The organism is Sodalis sp. CWE (assembly GCF_019646055.1).
Taxonomy (GTDB): domain Bacteria; phylum Pseudomonadota; class Gammaproteobacteria; order Enterobacterales; family Enterobacteriaceae; genus CWE.
The window spans coordinates 20614-42314 of the sequence record NZ_JAESFE010000002.1 but is presented as its reverse complement, the minus strand read 5'-3'; the positions used below and the strand labels follow the sequence as shown (position 1 = coordinate 42314).

The following is a 21701-nucleotide window of genomic DNA, read 5'->3' as shown; positions in this document are numbered from 1 at the left end:
CAAAAAATCGCTACCTACTTAATGTCAGCAAAGTTTGTTTCTGTCTTAAAACTATTCGCTTTCACGCACACTAGTCAATGAATGCTAAACAACAAAGTTCCTCCATTTTCTACTTGGCATACTTTTCTCCGTCTTTGGCCAATGATCTCACCATTCAAATTAGGTTTGATTATTGCGTCAGTTGCCTTAATGCTAAATGCTATTAGTGACGCTTTTATGTTATCGTTACTGCAACCTCTTTTAGATGATGGATTTAACAAAAAATCTAACGGAAAAAATAGTGGTGTTTTAGCTTGGATGTCACTAATAGTAGTAGGATTAATGATAATGAGGACAATCAGCAGTTTTGTATCTGGATATTTCGTTTCCTGGGTTTCTGGAAATGTAGTTATGAATATGCGTCGCCGATTGTTTAATCATATGATGAATATGCCAATGTCCTTCTTTGATCAACAATCTACTGGGAAACTGCTTTCTCGCATTACTTACGATGCTGAACAAGTGGCCCTATCTTCTTCCGGAACCTTAATTATTCTTATTCGTGAGGGCGTATCAATCGTTGGTTTATCATCAATGATGTTTTATTATAGTTGGCAACTTTCTTTGGTTTTAATCATAACTATACCTATAGTTTCGCTCTCAATTCAACAAGTATCGAAACGATTTCGAAAAATCAGCAAAAAAATGCAAAACGTTATGGGACAACTAACCGCTAGTGCTGAACAAATGCTTAAGGGACATAAAGAGGTACTAATTTTCGGTGGCCAAAAAATGGAACGAAAACGTTTCAACGATGTCAGTAATCGCATGCGTCAACAAGGTATGAAAATGGCAGCAGCTTCTTCGATTTCTGATCCATTAATTCAATTCATTGCTTCGCTTGCTTTAGCGTTTGTATTATACACTGCTAGTTTACCATCAGTAATCGAAACATTAACTGCTGGAACAATTACTGTTATTTTTTCTTCAATGATCGCTTTGATGCGTCCGTTAAAATCATTAACCAGCGTTAATGCCAGATTTCAATGTGGTATGGCCGCTTGTCGAACTTTATTTTCCATTCTTGACATGGAAACTGAAAAAGACGAGGGTTATTTAGAAATAAAACGTGGAAATGGAGATATTACTTTTCACCGTGTTACTTTTTCATATCCAGGTAAAAAAACACCTTCTCTTCATAATATTAATTTAAAAATTCCTGCAGGTCATACAGTGGCTCTAGTTGGGCGATCTGGTGCTGGAAAGTCAACGATCGCTAATTTATTAACTCGATTTTATGATGTCCAGCAAGGTCAGATATTATTAGACGGTAATGATGTACGTGCTTATAAACTTTCTTCATTACGGAATCAAGTAGCATTAGTTTCTCAGACTGTGCACTTATTCAATGACACTATTGCAAACAATATTGCTTACGCTAGCCAATCTATTTACTCACGTAAACAAATTGAAAGTGCTGCATCTATGGCTTATGCTATGGATTTCATTGAAAAAATGGACCAAGGTTTAGACACAATAATTGGAGAAAATGGCATCCTATTATCTGGTGGACAACGTCAACGAATCGCAATTGCACGAGCCCTTCTGCGTGACTGTCCAATCCTTATTTTAGATGAAGCTACTTCAGCACTTGATATTGAGTCCGAACAAGCAATTCAAAAAGCGCTAGATTCATTACAGAAGAATCGCACTTCAGTAATTATTGCTCATCGTCTTTCTACCATCGAAAAAGCTGATGAAATTTTCGTGATAGTAGATGGACGAATTGTTGAACGCGGAAGTCATAAGGAACTAATATCATGCCAGGGGGTTTACGCTCAAATTCATCATCTGCAGTTCGGTCAATAATATTTTATATTTGGTTCAGAGCCTCGCGACTATATTGGATACTTTTACCATTTTCTTGGTTGTATGGATTAACTACAGCATTCATTCGTTATAGTTACCAATTTAATTGGCTTAAAGTGCATCGTTTTCCTACAAAAATTGTGGTAGTAGGTAACTTGACAGTTGGCGGAAATGGTAAAACGCCAGTTGTACTATGGTTAGTAGACAAATTACAAAAAAAAGGATATCGAGTTGGAGTTGTAGCACGAGGTTATGGTGGAAAGGCAAAACGTTATCCGCTGTTATTAAACGCATCTACCACTAGTGATCAATGTGGGGATGAGCCGCTTCTTATTTGGCGACGTACTGGAGTACCAATTGCAGTAGCGCCAAAACGTGTTGAAGCAGTAAAAGCATTACTGCAAACTTATCCGTTAGATGTAATAATAACCGATGATGGATTACAACATTATGCTTTAGGAAGAGATATTGAATGGATAGTAGTTGATGGAGATCGTCGGTTTGGTAACGGCTGGTGGTTACCAGCAGGTCCTATGCGTGAACGAACATGGCGATTAGAAACAGTGCAAGCCATCATTACTAATGGAAATAATAACATTCAATTTAATGAAGTTTCCATGACTTTTACTATTGGTAATGCTATCAATATATTAAATGGAGAACAACGCGCTCTTACTAGTTTAAAGTTAATAGTTGCAATGGCCGGTATTAGTTATCCTCCTCGATTTTTTTCTATCCTTCGTAAAGAAGGTATAACACCTCTAAGAGAGGTAACATTTAAAGATCACCAAGTTTATCGACAATGTATGTTAGATGAATTAGTTTCCCCGGAAGAGCAACTTTTGATGACAGAAAAAGATGCAGTTAAGTGTTTTGATTTTGCTCGTATAAACTGGTGGTATTTGCCGATTAATGTTCAAATACCACTTGATGTAGAAAAAAAGTTATTGAAACCAATCCTGCAGGCAATTAAAGATTCTTCTCTTCTTTCGCTCAAATCAAAATATTAAAAAGAAATAGAAATAAATTTAGCGACATATTTTAATATTATTAATAATTTAAAAGGCCTGAGTAAAGTTTTTATAAAAACACCATTTTCGGTCTGATTAATGCAACTCTCTAATTATTTCTTTAAAGCCAGTTTTCTGGATGTGCTACTTGTAGGACATGTTTAATCATTTCTCAATAGCAGCTATTAGTAGAGCATTCAACTGTAATAATGCAAAATTGTGTAATATACATGTTATACTCTAAATATATCTGCAATATTTTATATCATGAACTTTTCGGAGACATTATGGATTATCGCTTATTGGAAATTATTGCTTGTCCAGTGTGTACTGGACAACTTTATTATGATAAAGAACATCAAGAGTTAATTTGTAAATCAGATGCACTAGCTTACCCATTTCGTAATGGCATTCCTGTTCTTTTAAAGAACAAGGCACGATCTATCGATATAAAAACTGCTGATTTAATTACTAAAACTATTAATCATGAATCATCAATAGAATAAGGTTAAAACAATGAGTTTTATAGTGATCATTCCCGCTCGATTTGCAGCAATTCGATTGCCAGGTAAGCCGTTAATTGATATTAATGGGAAACCTATGGTAGTACGTGTAATGGAACAGGCACAGGCTTCTGGTGCTGATCGAGTTATTGTCGCTACTGACCATATGAAAGTAATAGAAGCTGTCCACACTGCTGGTGGTGAGGCATGTCTTACTAGTAAGGAACATCTATCCGGCACTGAACGTCTAAGAGAAGTAATTGACCAGCGTAACTTTCCTGATAATCAAATCATTGTCAACGTACAAGGTGATGAGCCTTTCATATCACCAAAATTTATCCGCCGAGTAGCAAATGATCTAATAGAAGACCCGCAAAGAAAAATTACAACATTAGCAGTGCCGATTACAACTTTAAAAGAAGCATCTAACCCAAATATAGTTAAAGTGGTTGTAAATTCGTATAATTATGCAATATATTTTTCCCGCTCCTCCATTCCATGGAGCCAAAAAAAATTTTCTCGTCAATCTAAATCTTCCATCCATAGATTATTGTTATTGCGTCATATAGGAATATATTCCTATCGTGTAGATTTTATACGTCGTTATGTTAATTGGTCAACTAGTCCATTAGAAAAAATTGAAAAGCTTGAACAATTACGAATTTTATGGTATGGCGAAAAGATTTATGTCGCAATAGAAAAGAAAATATCTGGAGTAAGTGTGAATACTGCATCAGAATTAGAAAAAGCTCGTTTGTTAAAAACTTAGATACCTTTACTTTTAAGTATGTTTGTACTTAAAAGCTGCTTATTATAAGCTTTTAATTAATTTTGAAAAAAGATCTGTTTAGTCTTATTGGTTCCAAGATAAAAAAGCTTTTTTTCAGCTTAAATAGTCTGTGGTTCGTTTTTTATTTATTTGCCATTCTCGTTCTTTTATTTTTATTCGTTTATCATACTTTTTTTTTCCCATGGCTACACCAATTTTCATTTTTGCCCAAGAACTCTTCCAAAAAAGAGACAGAGCTATTGCTGTATAACGTTTACGATTTATACAGTTAAATAAGAAATTTATTTCATGCTTTTTAAGCAAAATCTTTCGAGTTCGAGCGGGATCAAAAACTTCGTGGGAAGTAGATACTATTAGTGGCTGAAAGACAGCGCCAAAAAGATAGACTTCTCTATGTTTAATTAATACGTAACTATTGCTAATATTTACTTGACCAGATCGAAGTGACTTAACCTCCCATCCTAATAGGACGAGTCCTGCTTCAAGTTCTTTTTCTATATAAAACTCATGCTTAGCTCTTTTATTTTGAGTAATAATAATCTCTGTCGATTTTTTTTTCTTTTTCATAACAAACGTTATTTAATATGTCTGACTTTAAAATAGAAAAATAAATGCTATTTAGCAAATAGCAGTTTTTATTTTGAGCAAGTGTCAACTTATTAAGTATCAATAAATGTCGTTTATATAGGATTTAATAAATATAAATTGAATTTATCAGTTTATATTTTTCGTCTTGATCATCATAAAAATTAATTTTTAATATTTAATTGCTTTAATAAGATATATTATACTTATTTATCATAAATTTTAATCTATAAAATTTCTTTTGTAGAAAGAAAATTCATTTTTTATCTTTAAAAGATTGTTGTTCAAAATAGAATTCTCTTCTTAAGAAGAAGAAATGCTAAATATTTAAAAATCGTTAGAAATTTAAAAAAAGTTTTAGTTCTACCAAAAAATTTGTAGTTTGTTGAGATTAACATAAACATTATCTTTTAGTGACAGACAATAAAATTATCACTAAAAAAGAAACTTTTTAAAATTAAAAAATTTATTATGCCAAAAGTTCGAGTTACAGTTGTTTACGCTTTACCAGAAAAACAATATGTACATCAATTAGTTTTAAAAAAAGGGAGCACTGTTGAAGAGGCAATTCACGCTTCTGGACTTTTATTAATAAGATCGGATATTAATCTTTCCGTTAATAAAGTTGGCATTTTTGGAAGACTTACTCAGTTAAAAGATAAATTAAATGATGGAGATAGAGTTGAAATCTATCGACCATTAAGAATTAGTGCAAAAGACCTACGCCGTCAGCATATAAATCATAAAAAAAAGAAGTAACGTTCTCTTATGTTAAATTTTTCATTTAATGAATAGAATCTTTTCCTCGAAAAGAAATATCGATTTATTAAATAATTATTATAGATATTTTTTATTATTCCAAATTAAAATTTTTACTAAAAAGATTTTTTTTAATCCTCACTTAAGATTTGAATAAGTATTAGTGTCTAAATATGGCATTACCTCTTAGATTTCTATTTCAGAATAGAATGGGGATTTTACTTAAATCGAATAAAGCTATATAGATTTTTTTTAAATTATTGTTGAATAGGCCGCTCTTTCTATAAATAAGCATTGATCCACTGAGATTCGTCAGAACTTCTTACAAAGAATTTCAATTTTCTTAGTTTATATTTATTTTTAGACATCAAATTTGAATTGATCGCTATCAATATCAAAATAAAAGAAGTTGATCTATATAAATTTCTTTAGCCAGCCTAACTTGCTACTTAAGATACTAAAATAATTGTAATCGTTTGGATGAATTAAATCGAGATAGTAGTCACTTCGACGAATAAAAACTTCTTCTCCATCTTGAACTAACAAGCCAATTTGACTGTCACAGCTAATTTCTAAGTTCGATGTGAGTTTTGGGAATTTCAATTGTATTAAACTGTTACCGTTAATAACTAACGGTCTTGAAGAGAGAGTATGTGGAAACATCGCTATTAGAGCAATAGCATCTACTAATGGAGTAAGTATCGGACCGCCAGCAGAAAGAGAATAAGCTGTAGATCCTGTTGGGGTAGAAATAATAAGACCATCAGACCGTTGAGAAAAAGCAAAAACATTATCAATATAAACTTCAAATTCAATCATATGAGCTATTTTTCTAGAATGTAAAACAACTTCATTAATAGCGCTACTCCATCGGGTACATACATTTTTTCGAAAGATTTTAACTTCTAACAAAAAACGTTTTTCACTATAAAAATGACCGTCCAATATATTATTCAACTTTAATAAAGATGAATCCTTTAAATCAAGGTCAGTTAAAAAGCCAAGAGTTCCGTGATTAATACCTATTACTTTAATATCATAATGCGCTAGCACACGAGCTGCACCTAACATATTACCATTTCCACCAATCACAATCGCTAAATCAGCTTGCCGACCAATTTCAGCTAAACTACCAGTGTCAGCCACTTTATGTAAAGCTAAATTGTTTGCAATTTGATGTTCTATTATTACACGATGCCCTTTTTTATTTAGCCAATAAAATAGCATTTCATGTGTAATTAAGGCATGAGAATGACGTGGATAACCGACTATTCCGACAGTATGAAAAAATTTGGTCATTAATTGTTAATTTAATTATTGATTTCAAATGTAATTTTACGAGCTTTGTTATAGATTGTCCTTCCTCTTGAATCACTGCTATTTATCCTTATAATATAAGAATTAGCGAGAACTATTTCTGAATCGCGGAGAAGACTTATGTCAAGCAATAAAGAACAAAGTAACAATGATGAACAAATTGAACAAGAAAATAAAAATGAAAAAAAACAGCAAGTAAAAACAGAACTTGAGTCGGCTGATTTTACAGATTCACAAAACGCCTCCGATACACATGCTTCCAAAATGGCAACTGCTTTAGACTCAAGAGACGAACGTATTATTGAATTAGAAGCAATGCTAATCCAAGCAAAAAAACGCGAACGTGATATCGTATTGCGGTCTAAAGCGGAAATTGAAAATGTGCGTCGTCGTAGCGAACAGGATATTGAAAAAGCACATAAATTTTCATTAGAACGTTTCATTATTGAGCTATTACCCGTTATAGATAATCTAGAACGAGCATTAGATATGTCGGATAAATCTCAAATCGAATTGGCATCCACAATTGAAGGAATTGAACTAACACTTAAGTCTTTATTAAATGTAGTACAAAAATTTGGTCTTAATGTAATAAAAGATGCGAATGTACCATTCAATCCGGAAATTCATCAAGCAATGACAATACTAGAATCTAGTGAACATGAACCTAATCAGGTAACAATGGTAATCCAAAAAGGATATATTCTTAATGGTCGTCTTGTTCGTCCAGCAATGGTTGTCGTTTCAAAAGCTAAAAACTGCTAATCTTTCTTCTTTGAAAATATAGAAAAAGAAGAAAAAAGCAGTTTACTACCGAACCGTCATACTGACATAGGCGGCTAGTGAGTAGCTTTTCTATAGATTTAGCATTGAATTATTTTCATTCCCATTCTTTAATCTCTACCAGAGCATTAGTGGTTAAAATTACAAAAAAAAATAAAAGTTCAAATTTTTTTAAAAGTCTATATCATATAGTGGATACATCTATATAAATATCAAAAGATATGTTTTTCTTCTTTTAAAGAAAACTTTTTATAAGAAATCGTGATAGGTAAGTATCGGAATTGGTATCCAATTAATTTCTTTTTCTCCTTGTTGTTTTAACAGTAAATTAACTTTAGAAAAATGACGACATCCAAAAAATCCTCGATGAGCAGACAATGGTGACGGATGAGGTGCAGTAAGCACATAATGACGTTTTGAATCTATGAAGATTTTCTTTTTTTGGGCATGTGCACCCCATAATAAAAAAATGATACCTTTACGGTTTGCATTAAGGATTTTGATAACTTTATCGGTGAATATTTCCCAACCTATATTACCATGAGAATAGGCTTTTCCAGCCTCAACTGTTAGTATTGTATTAAGTAGCATTACACCTTGGTTTGCCCAGCTTTGCAAACAGCCGTGATTGGGAATGATAAAATTAGGAATATCTTTAGAAAGTTCTCGATATATATTGTATAAAGAAGGAGGGATAGGTGCTCCTGGCTTAACAGAAAAAGAAAAACCATGAGCTTGATTCGGACCGTGATACGGATCTTGTCCTAGAATAACTACTTTTATTTTGTTTAATTCTGTAAATCGAAAAGCGTTAAAAATATCCTTGGCTGACGGATAAACAATTATTCCTGATGCGCGCCTTCTGAATAAAAACAACAGAATTTTTTGAAAATAAGGAAGGTTTTTTTCTTTTGCAAGAACATCCTGCCAAGTAATTTTCTTATTCATTTAAAAAATTGCATTTTATAAAAAAATAAATAGTAGGTTAAACTGTATAGTCTGTTAGGTTTATTTAAGAATAGCATGCATGATGTATGATTAAAAATTTTTCTTAAAGAGAATTATTTTTTTTCAAAAAATTGGAAAGTTAATCCATTAAGTGTTGATTTTTAAGTGTATATTCTAAATGTGATCTCTTTTTGAAATTTATATAAGTTATTGAAAATTAGTTTTAGTTTGAAAAGTTCATTATTAATTATATCTAACTATTAGCACTCTTTAGCAAGAAGATTTTGATGAAAATACCACATATAATTTAATATTATTGAATATGAATATTTGAAGTAGACACTGCTTGCTTATCTCCTCTTACGAGGAGGAGATGACTGTACAATTTTTTTTACTAAAAAGTTGAGCTAATTTAAGTAAAAAATCTAGTCATGCATACTTAATCCAATGACGATAACTTTACTCTAGCAAAATTTGTTAAACTCTAACAATAAAAAATTTACAATTTTTATTACAAAAGTATTATTTTTAACATAAAAAAATCACTAGTTCATAATTTAAATAAAAGTTTTTAGAAACAAACTATTGTTAGCCATTTATAAAATAAATAGTTAAATTTTTTAACTTAGATAAATATTTAAATAAATTAAAAGGTTGCATTTGGCATTTACTCTTTATCTAAAAGCATTTAAAATTTTTTTCTAAAGTTAAGAAAAAGCTTCCTATATTTTATTTTTTTAACATATTAATATTAATACTGTTTATTGATAACTAGTGTTTAGTGTACGTAAAATACATTGATTATTCAGCCTAAAAATAATTGTTATGAACTTCTATTTCTAGAATAGATTAATTTTTCAAAACATTAAAAACCTTTAATTATTTACTTATAAAGAATAAAGTTTATTCATGAATATAGTATATGTAACCGATATTTTACGAGGATCCATTTCGTCCGATCAGGAAATAATCCTAAGAGGTTGGGTACGGACTCGTCGAGATTCAAATATTGGAATTTCTTTCCTTACTATTTATGACGGTTCTTGTTTCGATGCAGTACAAACTGTTATCAGCAGTACTCTTCCTAATTATAAAAAAGATGTTTTGCGATTGACGACAGGTTGCTCTGTATCAGTAGTAGGTCGAGTAATTAGGTCTTTCGGAAGAAAGCAAAATTATGAAATACAGGTGAAAACAATCACAGTGATCGGTTGGGTAGAGAGTCCAGATACATATCCCATAGCAACTAAGCGCCATAGCGTGGAATATTTAAGAGAAGTGGCCCACTTACGTCCACGCACCAATCTTATTGGTGCAATAACTAGAGTGCGAAACACTTTGGCACAAGCTATCCATCGTTTTATGGAGAAACAAGGGTTTTTATGGATATCAACGCCATTAATAACCACTTCTAATACAGAAGGCAGTGGAGAAATGTTTCATGTGACTGCTTTCGATCTTGAAAATTTACCATATTTATCAGATGGTAAAGTAGATTACCGCAAAGATTTTTTTGGAAAAAAAACTTTCCTAACAGTCTCAGGACAATTGAATTGTGAAAGTTATGCTTGTGCTCTGTCAAAAGTTTATACTTTTGGCCCAACGTTTCGTGCAGAAAATTCTAATACTAGTCGTCACCTTGCTGAGTTTTGGATGGTAGAACCAGAAATAGCATTCTCCACTTTAGATGATGCAATAAATTTAGCAGAAAAAATGCTGAAATACCTGTTTCGAACAATTTTGCAGGAAAGAGAGGACGATATGCAATTTTTTGCAAAACAAATTTATAAAGAAGCAATCAGTCATCTTGTTTATTGTATCAATACAGATTTTGCCAAAATTAATTATACTGAAGCAATAACAATTCTTCAAAAACATAACCAAAAGTTTGAAAAACCAATTTTCTGGGGCCATAATCTATCTTTAGAACACGAGCGTTTTTTGGTTGAAAAATATTTCAAATCACCGTTAGTGATAAAAAATTATCCAAAGGATATTAAAGCATTTTACATGCGAATGAATGACGATCAAAGAACAGTTGCAGCCATGGATATTTTAATGCCTAATATTGGCGAAATTATTGGTGGTTCGCAGCGCGAAGAAAGATTAAATCTATTAGATCAACGACTAACAGAAACAGGACTTAATAAAGAAAATTACTGGTGGTATCGTGACTTACGTCGATATGGAAGTGTTCCTCATGCAGGTTTCGGATTAGGCTTTGAACGATTAATAGCATACATTACTGGAATGAAAAATATTCGTGATACAATACCGTTTCCACGAAGTTCACGTAATGCAAATTTTTAAAATCCATTTAAAACTAATTAAGGCTGATTTGTATAAATTCTCTGCGAGTAAGAAAAAAAAAGAATGTTAGCTGTTATTTCTTCTTAATGCGCTAACTTCTGAAAATAAAACCTAAAAAAATAGAAACTTGAGAGATACTTTTGCAGGTTATTAAGTTATAATATTTGTTTCTTAACAGTTTATTGCGACTGTTGATAAAACAATGATACTTTATTTTTAATTCAATCTGATTGAAATTTTTTACTTCTGTTATTTCAAAAAAGGATTAGTTTTCCTTTCATTACCTAATGTTGATTCTAAACCATGCCCCGGTAAAAAAACAGTGCTGTCTTCTAATGGAAGAATTTGACGATGAATTGATTCTAGTAGGGTAGATATATTACCTCCAGGAAGATTAGTACAACCAATTCTACCATTAAACAAAACATCACCCATTAAAATAAATTTTTTTTCTTTATTCCAAAAAACCACATGTCCAGGAGAGTGGCCAGGACAGTGTAAGACATGAAACGATGTTTTTCCAATTTTTAAAATCTCGCCATTTTGCAACCAACGATCTGGAAGTAAGGGTTGAATAATTTTCATACCAAAGATTTGACATTGCCAAGGTAAACTTGTCATTAAAATTTTCTCATTATGATGTGGTCCTATAATAGGAACCTTATAAAATTTAGCTAATTCGCTTGCGGCACCAACATGATCTAAATGACCGTGAGTCAGCCATATCTCCTTAACTACTATTTCAAGCATTGCTATTTTTTTTTGTAAACGTTTTGCTTCTCCACCGGGATCCACTATTACAGCATTGCCTGTTTCCTTGCACCAAACTAGAGAGCAATTTTGATTAAATGCCGTTACAGGTATAACAAAATATTCCATGTGTCTATTTTTTACATTAGTAACAGTGATTATCTTAAATTGAATTATTTATGGCAATTTTTGCTAGTTTACTTTTAGTATGCAACTTAATTTTTTTAAAAAATGTCACTGAACAACATAATATATTGTGCTATTTGCCATAGATAATTATCGCTAATTTAAAAAAATTAAATATTAAATATTTCTTCCATTGAATTTTATAATAAAAAAGCAATCCCCTTTCAAAGGGAAATTATATAATTTATTAAAATTAATCAAGTATTTACAAATGATTAGTTGATTAATTAATTACTATTAGTTATAAATATAAGCGTTTATTTGTCTCCATTTCAGAAGTACATAAATAAACAATATCAATCTTAAGTAAACTTTTTAGTAAATTTAAGATAATCATTCTAAATGAATTTACCTTGATAATTACGGGGCTGATTTTTTGGATTTGACGAGGTTTATGAAATTCAAAGCGCATGTCGAGGTGAGGTAATCCTCGTAAAAAACCTCAAAAAAAATAGTTGCAAATAACTCTCGACTTGAACCTGCTGCGTTAGCAGCTTAATTAGTCCAATAAACTAAAGGTTCCCTCTTTCTCTATATCTTTTCTCTTTGAGAAAGAGAAAAGAGGTCTTTTTAATTAAAGAGATCGCGTAAAAGTTCCTCCTGAGAACAAAACGTTAAAAAATTAATCAGGATAACTTGATAGTAGCATGTCTATCTGAGACTAACGAGTGAATAAATTTTAAAGATATGACTAAGCATGTAGTGCAGAGAACGTAGAGATTTCGGACGCGGGTTCAAATCCCGCCAGCTCCACTATATTTCTACGCCTTTACTGAAAAAGGTAAAACCTTTTAATTTATTTTCTTTAGCCTTCAAAATTACTTTGAATAAAATCGGATAAAACTTGACAAAATAACTCTGAATGAGAAATAAATGGAACATGCCCTGCATTGGAAAACACGACTTTCTGACTAGAAAGGTTTAATCTATCGATTAACGGTATTACATTATTTGGAACGATATTATCAAGAAGTCCATATAGATGAAGTAATGGCATATTTAATCGACTAAGTATCGCACGCAAATCGCTTTTGTATAAAAGGTCTATTCCACTGATTAAAACCTCGTTTTTGACAGGACTAGAAGAGTATATATTTTTCAGTTTACGGGCATCTTGTTTTGACGACGCCGTTCCTTTCGTTTGTAAACTAAAAAATCGATTAACAGTATGATGAGAATTTTTATTTAACCTAGATAAAAAATTTTTTAGCACTTCTGGTTTTACCCCTGGCCAGAAGTCATTACTTGCACAAAAACGTGGAGAAAAAGAAACAGTTATTAGTCCTGAAACTATATTAGGATACTTATATGCCACTTTGGTTGCAATAAGCCCTCCAAGCGACCAACCTAACCAGAAAGCATTTTGAGGAAATTGCAATGCAATTTTTTCTGACATATCATCAAGGGTTAATGAACCATAGCTGTAGCTTTTTCCGTATCCTGGTAGATCTACTAAATGAAGTCGAAAGCGAGAGGATAGATATGGAATAATACAAGTCCACACTGAAGAATTTAGCGCCCAACCATGCAACATAATGAGGTCATTATTTCCATTACCAATAGTTTTCCAAAAAATTGACGCTATATTTTTTGACATATTAAAAGTTAGTTATTAATTAATAAATTAGTATTATCTATAGTTAGGTTAATTTAGTAAAAAGTAAGATTATTGGCTAATTAATTCAAAATCTTGGAATCTTTATTAAAAGCAAATATTTATTTTATTAATAAATTAAGTGTGTATAAATTTATTATATTAAATTTTGTTATTAATTAAATATGGCTTTATAATGAATTTTTAATTTAAAAATTCGCTAACTAGATATTATGATTCAAATTACAGAAGTTGCTAAAGAACATTTTATAAAATTATTAGTTAATCAGCAACCAGGTACTCATATTCGTGTTTTTGTTATTAATCCTGAAACACCTAATGCAGAATGTGGAATTTCTTATTGCCCTTCAGGTACAGTAGAAAATACTGATATAGAGCTAAAATTTGGTAAGTTTTCTGTTTATATTGACAAACTATCTGTTCCTTATTTACAAGATGCTAAAATTGATTTAATTAAAGAAAATTTAGAATCTCAATTAACCATCAAAGCTCCTAACATCAAATTAATGAATAAAGCAGATACTAATCTCTCGCTTGCTGATCGAGTAGAATACTTTATTCATTCACAGATTAATCCGAAATTAGCTTTTCATGGAGGTCAAATAACATTAGTAGAAATTAATAACGATATGTTGGCTGTTCTAAAATTTAGTGGTGGTTGCAATGGATGTTTAATGGCTGGCTACACTCTTAAAGAAGGAATTGAAAAAAAACTATTAGCTCGATTCCCTGAACTAAAAGGGGTATCTGATTTTACTGAACACCAACGAGGAGAGCATTCTTATTACAAGTAATTAAATCTAACTGCTTTTATCCCGGTTGCTTTAACTGAAATAGTTTTTCTACCTAGTACGATTATATCTTTAGATATAGTTTAAAATTATATGATTTTTAGTTAAAAATCTTACTGAGAAAATTAATACTTATTTACTCAGTTATTTTTAAACTTTTAAAACTTAACGAGTTAGTTGACGTATCATTCGAAGAATAGGCTCTGCTGCGCCCCACAATAATTGATCACCGACAGTAAAAGCTGAAAGATATTTTGGCCCCATATTCAATTTTTTTAAACGACCAATAGGCGTTCTTAACGTGCCAGTTACTGCTGTTGGTGTTAGTTCTCGAATAGATAATTCGAATTCGTTAGGAATTACAGTGACCCAGTTATTATGAGATGAAAGAAGTTGTTCAATTTCTGCTATTGGAATATTTTTTTTTAATTTTAGCGTTAGTGCCTGACTATGACAACGAAGAGAGCCTATACGTACACATAGACCATCCACGAATACCAATTCATGATGCGAAGAATTAAGAATTTTATTTGTTTCAGCTTGACCCTTCCATTCTTCTCTGCTCTGACCATTTTTTAGATTTTCTCCAATCCAAGGAATTAAACTACCAGCTAAAGGAACACCAAAATTTTCTGTTGACAAATCGCGACTTTGTACCAAACTGGTGATTTGGCGCTCAATGTCCAAAATAGATGATGCTGGATCTTGCAGTAATTTATTTGCCTTGCCATATATTTGGCCCATTTGTACTAGCAATTCACGCATACAACGTGAGCCACAACCAGATGCTGCTTGATAGGTGGCTACTGATATCCATTCTATCAGCCTTTGCTCAAACAAACCGCCTAACGGAATCAGCATGAGGCTTACAGTGCAGTTTGCTCCCACAAAAGTTTTAATACCGCGATCTATTCCTTTCTGAATTGCAGTTTGATTGATAGGATCTAAAATAATGATTACATCGTCTTTCATTCGTAAAGATGAAGAGGAGTCAATCCAGTAACCTTGCCATCCTATTTTCCGAAGCTTTGGGTAAATTTCATTAGTGTAACTATTTCCTTGACAAGTAACTAAGATATCTAAACTGCTCAATGCTGATAAATTTCGCGCGTTTTGCAATACACTTCGGCGACCTTTCATTAAAAATGGAGTTAATCGACCGTATTGAGAAGTAGAAAAAAACATGGGGAAAATAGTATCAAAATCATTTTCCTCAATCATACGTTGTATTAGTACTGAACCAACCATACCGCGCCAACCGATAAAGCCAACTTTTTTCATGTTAATACTTTATTAAAAAATAAACTTTTTCTTCAAACTTTTTAATGTTATATGAAAGACAGTCTTTTAATTAAAAAATTTTTAGAAGTAATAACTTTATAATTTTTTCCTATTTATTATTATTATATCACAAGCTAATGTTAATAGCAGAGAAAGTAGATGAGTGAAATGATGTCAACTTCTATTTTACTATTTTTAGTAATAGACCCTTTTGGGAATTTACCGATTTTTATATCAATACTAAAACACTTTAGTCCAATTCGACGTCGAGTTATTATTATTCGAGAAATGTTAGTAGCATTGTTACTAATGATAGCTTTTTTACTTATTGGAGAACAAGTACTTTCATTTTTAAATTTGCGCACTGAAGTCGTATCAATTTCTGGCGGAATTATCTTATTTTTAATCGCTATAAAAATGGTTTTCATAACGCAGCAAGATCATAATAAATTTGATTTCTCAACAAAGGAAGAAGAACCATTTTTAGTACCTTTGGCAACTCCGTTAGTAGCTGGACCATCTGTCCTCGCAACATTGTTATTACTATCGCGTCAGTATCCTCACCAAATTAAACAATTAACATTGGCGCTATTGGCGGCTTGGGGAATATCCTTTTTTATATTAATGTTATCTAACATTTTTTTACATTTCTTAGGAAAGAAAGGTGTCATTATTTTCGAACGGTTGATGGGGCTATTATTATTAATGATTGCTATACAAATGTTTTTAGATGGTGTTCATTCTTATTTTCGTTTCTGGAATTCATTTTAATTATCAATTTCTTTTAAACAAGAGAAATTCAAAAGGAAGAATTACAACATTTTTTATTTTTTTGAAAAAAATCACATTAAATACATGATATGTTCATTATATAATGTCAATTATTTCTTAATAGAAAATCTTATGATTCATAGTAAAGAGAACTTGCATAAAATTCTTGAGTAATGGTAGAGTTTAATGATAACAAGAGTGTAAAACGGTATCGTTTTAATCTTTAGTTAAAGAGAATACATCTTATCTGAATTTGAATTTAGATCCAAAGATCTTATCTTATATTATCTCTAATTTCTATTTAATAGAAGTTAAGTGGCGAATTATTTTTTTTAATACTTTCCCTCCTCTTAACAAGAAGATTTTCCTTCAAAAGGGTGGTTGCTTTCAATGAAAATCCTTATTTGAAGGGATTACCGAAGTACATGTCGTAAAGATAACGAGGTACTGCCTCTTCTTCATTGCTTCCAATAACTTCTAAGTTCGGTAATATTTTCTTAAGGCGATTCTGCGCATTTTGCATAATGCAACCTTTTCCAGTCATTGATAGCATTTCTTGATCATTCATTCCGTCTCCGAAAGAAATACAGTCTTGTAATTGATAGCCCAGTAAACTAGCTACTTGTTGTAATGCATGCCCCTTAGAAACACCTCCAGCCATAACTTCTAAACATCCAGGTAATGAAAAACTAACATTGATCCGATCACCCCATCTAGCATTAAGCGTCTTTTCGAGTATTAAGAGTCGTTGATAATCCTCGCAAGTAAAGTAAACTTTACAAATACCATCCGTAGGTAATGTTCCTTGTTGATATACTTGGTATTTAAAAGAAGATTCAAGAAAAAAGTCCTTTTGGTCAGAACGATTTCGATTCATAAACCATTCATCGTTGCGAAAAACGTTCGTGAGGATTCTTTGATCCCGATCTACCATACTTAACAATTCTGCAGCAATATCTTTATCTAAATTGTAAGAAAAGATCGGTTCACTAGCAATGTTGTGTATACGTGCTCCGTTAGAAGTTATCATATAAGCATTGATTTCTAAGTTAGACCGCATTTTTGCAACATCAACATGATGCCTTCCAGTAGCAAAAACAAAATGAATTCCTTTCGAAGTTAACATCTGCAGGATTTTTTTAGTATAAGGAGTTAATCTTCTGGCTGGAGAAAGTAATGTACCATCCAAATCAGACGCAACAATATGAAACATAGAAAAAACCTCTATTGCGCAAAATTTTTACAGAAAGAAATTAATTGAAGTTAACGTAAATTTCTATAAAGAAATTTCTTAAGACTTACTACTTACGAAATCACTATTTTCAAATATGTGATAAAAAGCCATGTAAATCTATAATCTTATCATATTCATAAATGAAATTATTATAATTTTAATTAAGCAAAAAGAACATGAAACAAATAAGAAAATTTAATCAGCGATTTATATGTTTGGAATATTCTTATTTCTTGATAAGAAATTTTCATAATTAAGTAAAACTCAACGAACTTTAGAGGGTAGGTTAGATCTATAATTATTAACTGATTAATAATTTTTATATTTAAAATAAAATTATTATTTAGTTGTAGTTATATAAAATTTAATTTATCTAACATTAATAATTTTTTATAAAATTTATACTGTTGCAGTGTTTATAGCCAGTTTTTTCTCTTAAAATATAAGTAAGGTAATAATCCAGCAAGGATCATTAGTAAAATAGTACTAGGATAACCAAAAGACCATTTGAGCTCAGGCATGAATTCAAAATTCATTCCATAACTAGATGCAACAAGGGTAGGTGGAAGAAAAATAACTGAAACTACCGAAAATATTTTGATAATTCGATTTTGTTCAATGTTTATAAAACCCATAGCTGCTTGCATCAAAAAATTTACTTTTTGAAAGAGAGATTCATTGTGAGGGAGAAGTGATTCAATATCACGTAAAATTCCACGAGCTTGTTCTAATCTACCAGATGGCAATTTTGCTTTACGAACTAAAAAATTTATAGCTCGCTGTGTATCCATTAAACATAGTCTAACCTTCCAACCTATATCCTCAAGTGTAGAGAGAATAGAAAGAGCTTTGTCATACTCATTTTCTTGTCTTGCGTCCATAATCACCAGACTAAGTGATTCTAGATCGCTGTAAATATTTTCAATTTCATCTGCTAATTGTTCGATTTTTGTTTCAAATAAATCCAACAATAACTCATAAGCATCACCGTCAGTTAGAATTTGATTACGAGTCCTCATTCGATATAAGCGAAAAGCCGGAAGTTCTCGTTTACGCAAAGTGTAAAGTCTACTGTTACGAATAGTAAACGCTACTGTAGCATTGCCAGTATGATCTTCAGTGTCAGCGTAAAAGAAAAAAGAATGAATATGTAGTCCATCTTCATCCTCAAAAAAACGAGCAGAAGCTTCAATATCTTCCAATTCAAGACGCGTAGCTAGCTTTTGTCCTAATTCATATTGGACTCGTTCTCGTTCATCATTGCTAGGTTCAACCAAGTCAATCCAAACTGCCTTTGGCAGTGTTCCTAACTCTTCGATATCAAGGCGCAACAAACGATGGTTTTTCAATTGAAATGCATTTAGCATAAGCCTTGCTTCTTTATTGTCTGATAGTAAACGGAAAATATATCTGATTATAGAAACATAAAGAAAAGGGTGATATTGCATCCGCTCTAAGCGTATCAAAAAATTAGGATTATGTAAATCTAATAAAGGCTATTGAGGTCTTTCTTAACTTTCCTAAGTTTTTAGGAAAAATTTATTTAAAGAAGAGTAGGAAAAACATTACTTATATAATTTTCAGTAATTTATTCGTCCTTTTTAAAAATTAAAATAATGCTTAATACTAATAGTTCATTATTTATTTTCTTTATCTTGAAAGTGGTTTTTAAATATCTTTCTTTTCCTTTATTTTTTATAAACTATTATTCGTTCACAAAATTTTGAATGTCATACGTTTAACCGAAAGAAACTTTCTGATTTTATCTTTTACTATTTTTTCGGTAGGTTTCTGATTAATTAGTTAAACATGGGTTGTATAATTAATGTTTTTTGAGATAATTCTTTCTATACATTCTATTGGTAATTCATTAATGAAACGAGATAGTCGACGATAGGATTTTTCTCCATACAATCGACGATTTTTTGTATAAGTAATAGTTAACTTATCCATTGCTCGAGTAATACCAACATACGCTAAGCGACGCTCTTCTTCAAGAAGTCTAGGCTCATTTAATGATATTTGACTTGGAAAAATTCCTTCTTCCATACCAACCATAAATACTTGATGAAATTCAAGTCCTTTAGAAGAATGGAAAGTCATTAATTGTACCGCATCTTGATTTAAATCAGCTCTATTACTTACATCTTGCAAAGTAGTAACAATTAAAAAAGATTGTAGCGGAGATAAATTTTGATCTTCATCAGAAAGATACCTAAATTGACAAGCAGCTGAAACTAGTTCTTTCAGATTGTTTATGCGCGATTGTCCTTTTTCTCCTTTTTCCTGTTTGTACATATTCCATAATCCTGAATTTTTAATTACCAAGTCAATCTGGACATTCAGAGGGAATTTTTCTATTTTTTTTGATAGAACATCAATTAAGCTTAAAAACTTTTGTAAAGCAGAAATAGATTTTTTTATTAAAAGTTTTTCTTTAAGTAAGAATAAACTTGATTGCCACAGTGTTATTTTTCTGCTATGAGCAATTTGACGTATAATATTTATAGTGCGTTCACCGAGACCTCGAGAGGGTCTATTGGCGATGCGCTCGTAAGCAACGTCATCGTTTCGATTAACAATAAGACGTAAATAGGAAAGTACATCCTTTATTTCTTGTCTTTCAAAAAAACGTGTTCCGCCGTAAATCCTATAAGGAATTCTCATTCGAAGCATTGACTCTTCGAATATACGTGATTGATAATTATTTCGATAAAGAATAGCATAATCCTTAAGTGATCTACCGTTTTCTTGAGCTTCTTTAATGCACTTTGTAACGAAATATGCTTCATCGAATTCATTAAAAGCACAATAAAGGGAAATTGGTTCTCCTTTGGCACTATTGGTCCATAATGTTTTCCCGAGTCGGCTATTATTATTAGCGATTAGAATATTAGCCGCTCGTAAAATATTTCCAGTAGAGCGATAATTTTGTTCCAATCGTATAACTCTAGCTTTTGGAAAATCTTTTAAAAAAAGCTGGATATTTTCTACTTGCGCTCCACGCCAACTGTAAATTGACTGATCATCATCACCAGTGATTATTATATTATGCTCTTTACTTTTTAGTATACGAATCCAGTCATACTGAAGTCGATTTATATCCTGAAACTCATCAACCAAAATATTGGTAAAACGTTTTTGATAATGAAGTAAAAGATTTGGTTTGCTTAACCATAACTCACGTATGCATAGTAACAATTCCGTAAAATCTAACAATCCAGTACGATTACACACCTCTTGGTAAGAGTGATAGATGCGATTCCAAACAACATCAGTTAAATTTAATTTATTTTGTTCTATTTTTTGCGGACGAAGTCCTTGATCTTTTTTTTTCTCGATATACCATATTGCTCGGTATGGAGACCATTTTTTTTCATCTAAATTTAAAGAAAGAATCAAACGTTTTAATAAACGAAGCTGATCATCTCTATCAATAACTTGAAAATCTTTAGGAAGATTGGCATCTTTATAGTGTATCCTTAAAATACGATAAGCTAATCCATGAAAGGTACCAATCCAAATAGAATTCGGATTGGTGATAGCAGTACCGATTAAACCTTCTACACGATTTCGCATTTCCATTGCTGCTTTGTTAGTAAAAGTCACTGCCATTATTGAATAAGATGGACAAAGTTTTACTGAAAGTAACCAGGCAATGCGATGCACAAGAACTCGCGTTTTTCCACTACCAGCACCTGCTAAAACTAGCAAATTACAACTTGATTCTTCTACAGCCTCCCGTTGTTTATCATTTAAATTTTTGAATAAATTAGGAGTGATCATAATAATCTTAATGTAAAGAAAAGTATTTGAATGGTTTTTTTTGATAAAAGGAGTAAAATTATTTACAATAAATGTACATTATTCACAAGCATATAATAGTTATAAAAAAAGGTTTTCTTTTAAAGAAAAGATTTCTGAAACAATTAAATACAAATTTTTTAAATGAAAAAATTTAATGAGCAATAGATTAAAAAATACATATCAAATATTCAGATACATGAAATTATCCAATTTAAGAAACTTAATTGTTTTTCGATTTTTAATAACTATTGGTACTATTTCAACTATTTTATTATTAATACTTTTTGGTTCAATCGAATAAAATTAGTTGTTGTTTTATTTATTTGAAAAAATAATAAAAGCAATGTTTTTACTGTGTAATACTAGTTTTACAATAGCCTCTTTATCTTAAAAAAAAGAGTTGTTAGTTAAAA

General features: G+C 31.3%; 17 protein-coding genes, 1 other RNA gene and 1 pseudogene. 10 read left to right on the top strand and 9 right to left on the bottom strand.

Annotation, left to right across the window (positions count from 1 at the left end; genetic code table 11):
* The first annotated feature begins 81 nt into the window (after positions 1–81).
* The 4 genes from msbA (at position 82) to kdsB (ending at position 4130) form a co-directional block, all read left to right on the top strand.
* The gene (msbA, locus tag JK145_RS02460) at positions 82–1848 is read left to right on the top strand and encodes a lipid A ABC transporter ATP-binding protein/permease MsbA (protein WP_220665299.1); all 1767 of its coding nucleotides are present in this window, start codon (positions 82–84) and stop codon (positions 1846–1848) included.
* Entirely contained in the window at positions 1845–2858 is a 1014-nt protein-coding gene (lpxK, locus tag JK145_RS02455; protein ID WP_370627592.1) for a tetraacyldisaccharide 4'-kinase, read from the top strand. Before msbA ends, lpxK begins: the two co-directional genes overlap by 4 nt.
* 287 nt (positions 2859–3145) lie before the next feature.
* The gene (locus JK145_RS02450) at positions 3146–3364 is read left to right on the top strand and encodes a Trm112 family protein (protein ID WP_220665297.1); all 219 of its coding nucleotides are present in this window, start codon (positions 3146–3148) and stop codon (positions 3362–3364) included.
* Positions 3365–3374: 10 nt separating this feature from the next.
* Entirely contained in the window at positions 3375–4130 is a 756-nt protein-coding gene (gene kdsB / locus JK145_RS02445; RefSeq protein WP_220665296.1) for a 3-deoxy-manno-octulosonate cytidylyltransferase, read from the top strand.
* A gap of 114 nt (positions 4131–4244) precedes the next feature.
* On the opposite strand, the gene smpB is transcribed toward kdsB, so the two are convergent.
* Entirely contained in the window at positions 4245–4718 is a 474-nt protein-coding gene (gene smpB / locus JK145_RS02440) for an SsrA-binding protein SmpB (RefSeq protein ID WP_220665295.1), read from the bottom strand.
* A 489-nt stretch (positions 4719–5207) separates the two neighbouring features.
* Here smpB and JK145_RS02435 point away from each other — a divergent pair, with 489 nt between their 5' ends.
* Positions 5208–5495 (top strand): RnfH family protein, encoded by a 288-nt coding sequence (locus tag JK145_RS02435; RefSeq protein ID WP_220665294.1) that lies wholly within the window; start codon positions 5208–5210, stop codon positions 5493–5495.
* Between the two features lie 414 nt (positions 5496–5909).
* Here JK145_RS02435 and nadK read toward each other — a convergent pair whose 3' ends face one another.
* Positions 5910–6794 carry an NAD(+) kinase gene (gene nadK / locus JK145_RS02430; RefSeq protein WP_220665293.1) on the bottom strand — a complete coding sequence of 295 codons (885 nt, stop codon included), beginning with the start codon at positions 6792–6794 and terminating at the stop codon, positions 5910–5912.
* Positions 6795–6932: 138 nt separating this feature from the next.
* Here nadK and grpE point away from each other — a divergent pair, with 138 nt between their 5' ends.
* On the top strand, positions 6933–7577 hold the full coding sequence (grpE, locus tag JK145_RS02425) for a nucleotide exchange factor GrpE (protein WP_220665292.1): 645 nt from the start codon (positions 6933–6935) through the stop codon (positions 7575–7577).
* 267 nt (positions 7578–7844) lie between these two features.
* On the opposite strand, the gene ung is transcribed toward grpE, so the two are convergent.
* The gene (ung, locus tag JK145_RS02420; protein ID WP_220665291.1) at positions 7845–8543 is read right to left on the bottom strand and encodes a uracil-DNA glycosylase; all 699 of its coding nucleotides are present in this window, start codon (positions 8541–8543) and stop codon (positions 7845–7847) included.
* Between the two features lie 909 nt (positions 8544–9452).
* On the opposite strand from ung, the gene asnS reads away from it, so the two are divergent.
* Positions 9453–10853: an asparagine--tRNA ligase gene (asnS, locus tag JK145_RS02415; RefSeq protein WP_220665290.1), complete on the top strand. Its 1401-nt coding sequence runs from the start codon at positions 9453–9455 to the stop codon at positions 10851–10853.
* A gap of 249 nt (positions 10854–11102) precedes the next feature.
* On the opposite strand, the gene JK145_RS02410 is transcribed toward asnS, so the two are convergent.
* On the bottom strand, positions 11103–11732 hold the full coding sequence (locus tag JK145_RS02410; protein ID WP_220665289.1) for an MBL fold metallo-hydrolase: 630 nt from the start codon (positions 11730–11732) through the stop codon (positions 11103–11105).
* Between the two features lie 421 nt (positions 11733–12153).
* On the opposite strand from JK145_RS02410, the gene ssrA reads away from it, so the two are divergent.
* Positions 12154–12545: a transfer-messenger RNA gene (gene ssrA, locus JK145_RS02405) on the top strand.
* 49 nt (positions 12546–12594) lie between these two features.
* Here the strand turns inward: ssrA and bioH are convergent.
* Positions 12595–13386, bottom strand: a complete 792-nt coding sequence (bioH, locus tag JK145_RS02400) for a pimeloyl-ACP methyl ester esterase BioH (RefSeq protein ID WP_255555807.1) — start codon at positions 13384–13386, stop codon at positions 12595–12597.
* A 230-nt stretch (positions 13387–13616) separates the two neighbouring features.
* Here bioH and nfuA point away from each other — a divergent pair, with 230 nt between their 5' ends.
* The gene (gene nfuA / locus JK145_RS02395; protein ID WP_220665288.1) at positions 13617–14198 is read left to right on the top strand and encodes a Fe-S biogenesis protein NfuA; all 582 of its coding nucleotides are present in this window, start codon (positions 13617–13619) and stop codon (positions 14196–14198) included.
* A 162-nt stretch (positions 14199–14360) separates the two neighbouring features.
* Here nfuA and asd read toward each other — a convergent pair whose 3' ends face one another.
* Positions 14361–15476 carry an aspartate-semialdehyde dehydrogenase gene (asd, locus tag JK145_RS02390; protein ID WP_220665287.1) on the bottom strand — a complete coding sequence of 372 codons (1116 nt, stop codon included), beginning with the start codon at positions 15474–15476 and terminating at the stop codon, positions 14361–14363.
* A 159-nt stretch (positions 15477–15635) separates the two neighbouring features.
* Between asd and JK145_RS02385 the strand changes: the two genes are divergently transcribed.
* On the top strand, positions 15636–16247 hold the full coding sequence (locus tag JK145_RS02385; protein WP_220665286.1) for a YhgN family NAAT transporter: 612 nt from the start codon (positions 15636–15638) through the stop codon (positions 16245–16247).
* A gap of 400 nt (positions 16248–16647) precedes the next feature.
* On the opposite strand, the gene yigL is transcribed toward JK145_RS02385, so the two are convergent.
* From yigL to uvrD, 3 genes and pseudogenes are all read right to left on the bottom strand, one after another.
* The gene (yigL, locus tag JK145_RS02380) at positions 16648–17460 is read right to left on the bottom strand and encodes a sugar/pyridoxal phosphate phosphatase YigL (RefSeq protein ID WP_220665285.1); all 813 of its coding nucleotides are present in this window, start codon (positions 17458–17460) and stop codon (positions 16648–16650) included.
* A gap of 437 nt (positions 17461–17897) precedes the next feature.
* Positions 17898–18848: a magnesium/cobalt transporter CorA gene (gene corA / locus JK145_RS02375; protein ID WP_220665390.1), complete on the bottom strand. Its 951-nt coding sequence runs from the start codon at positions 18846–18848 to the stop codon at positions 17898–17900.
* Between the two features lie 451 nt (positions 18849–19299).
* Positions 19300–21267 (bottom strand): annotated as a pseudogene (gene uvrD / locus JK145_RS02370) (DNA helicase II); the annotation flags it as partial.
* Positions 21268–21701 lie beyond the last annotated feature (434 nt).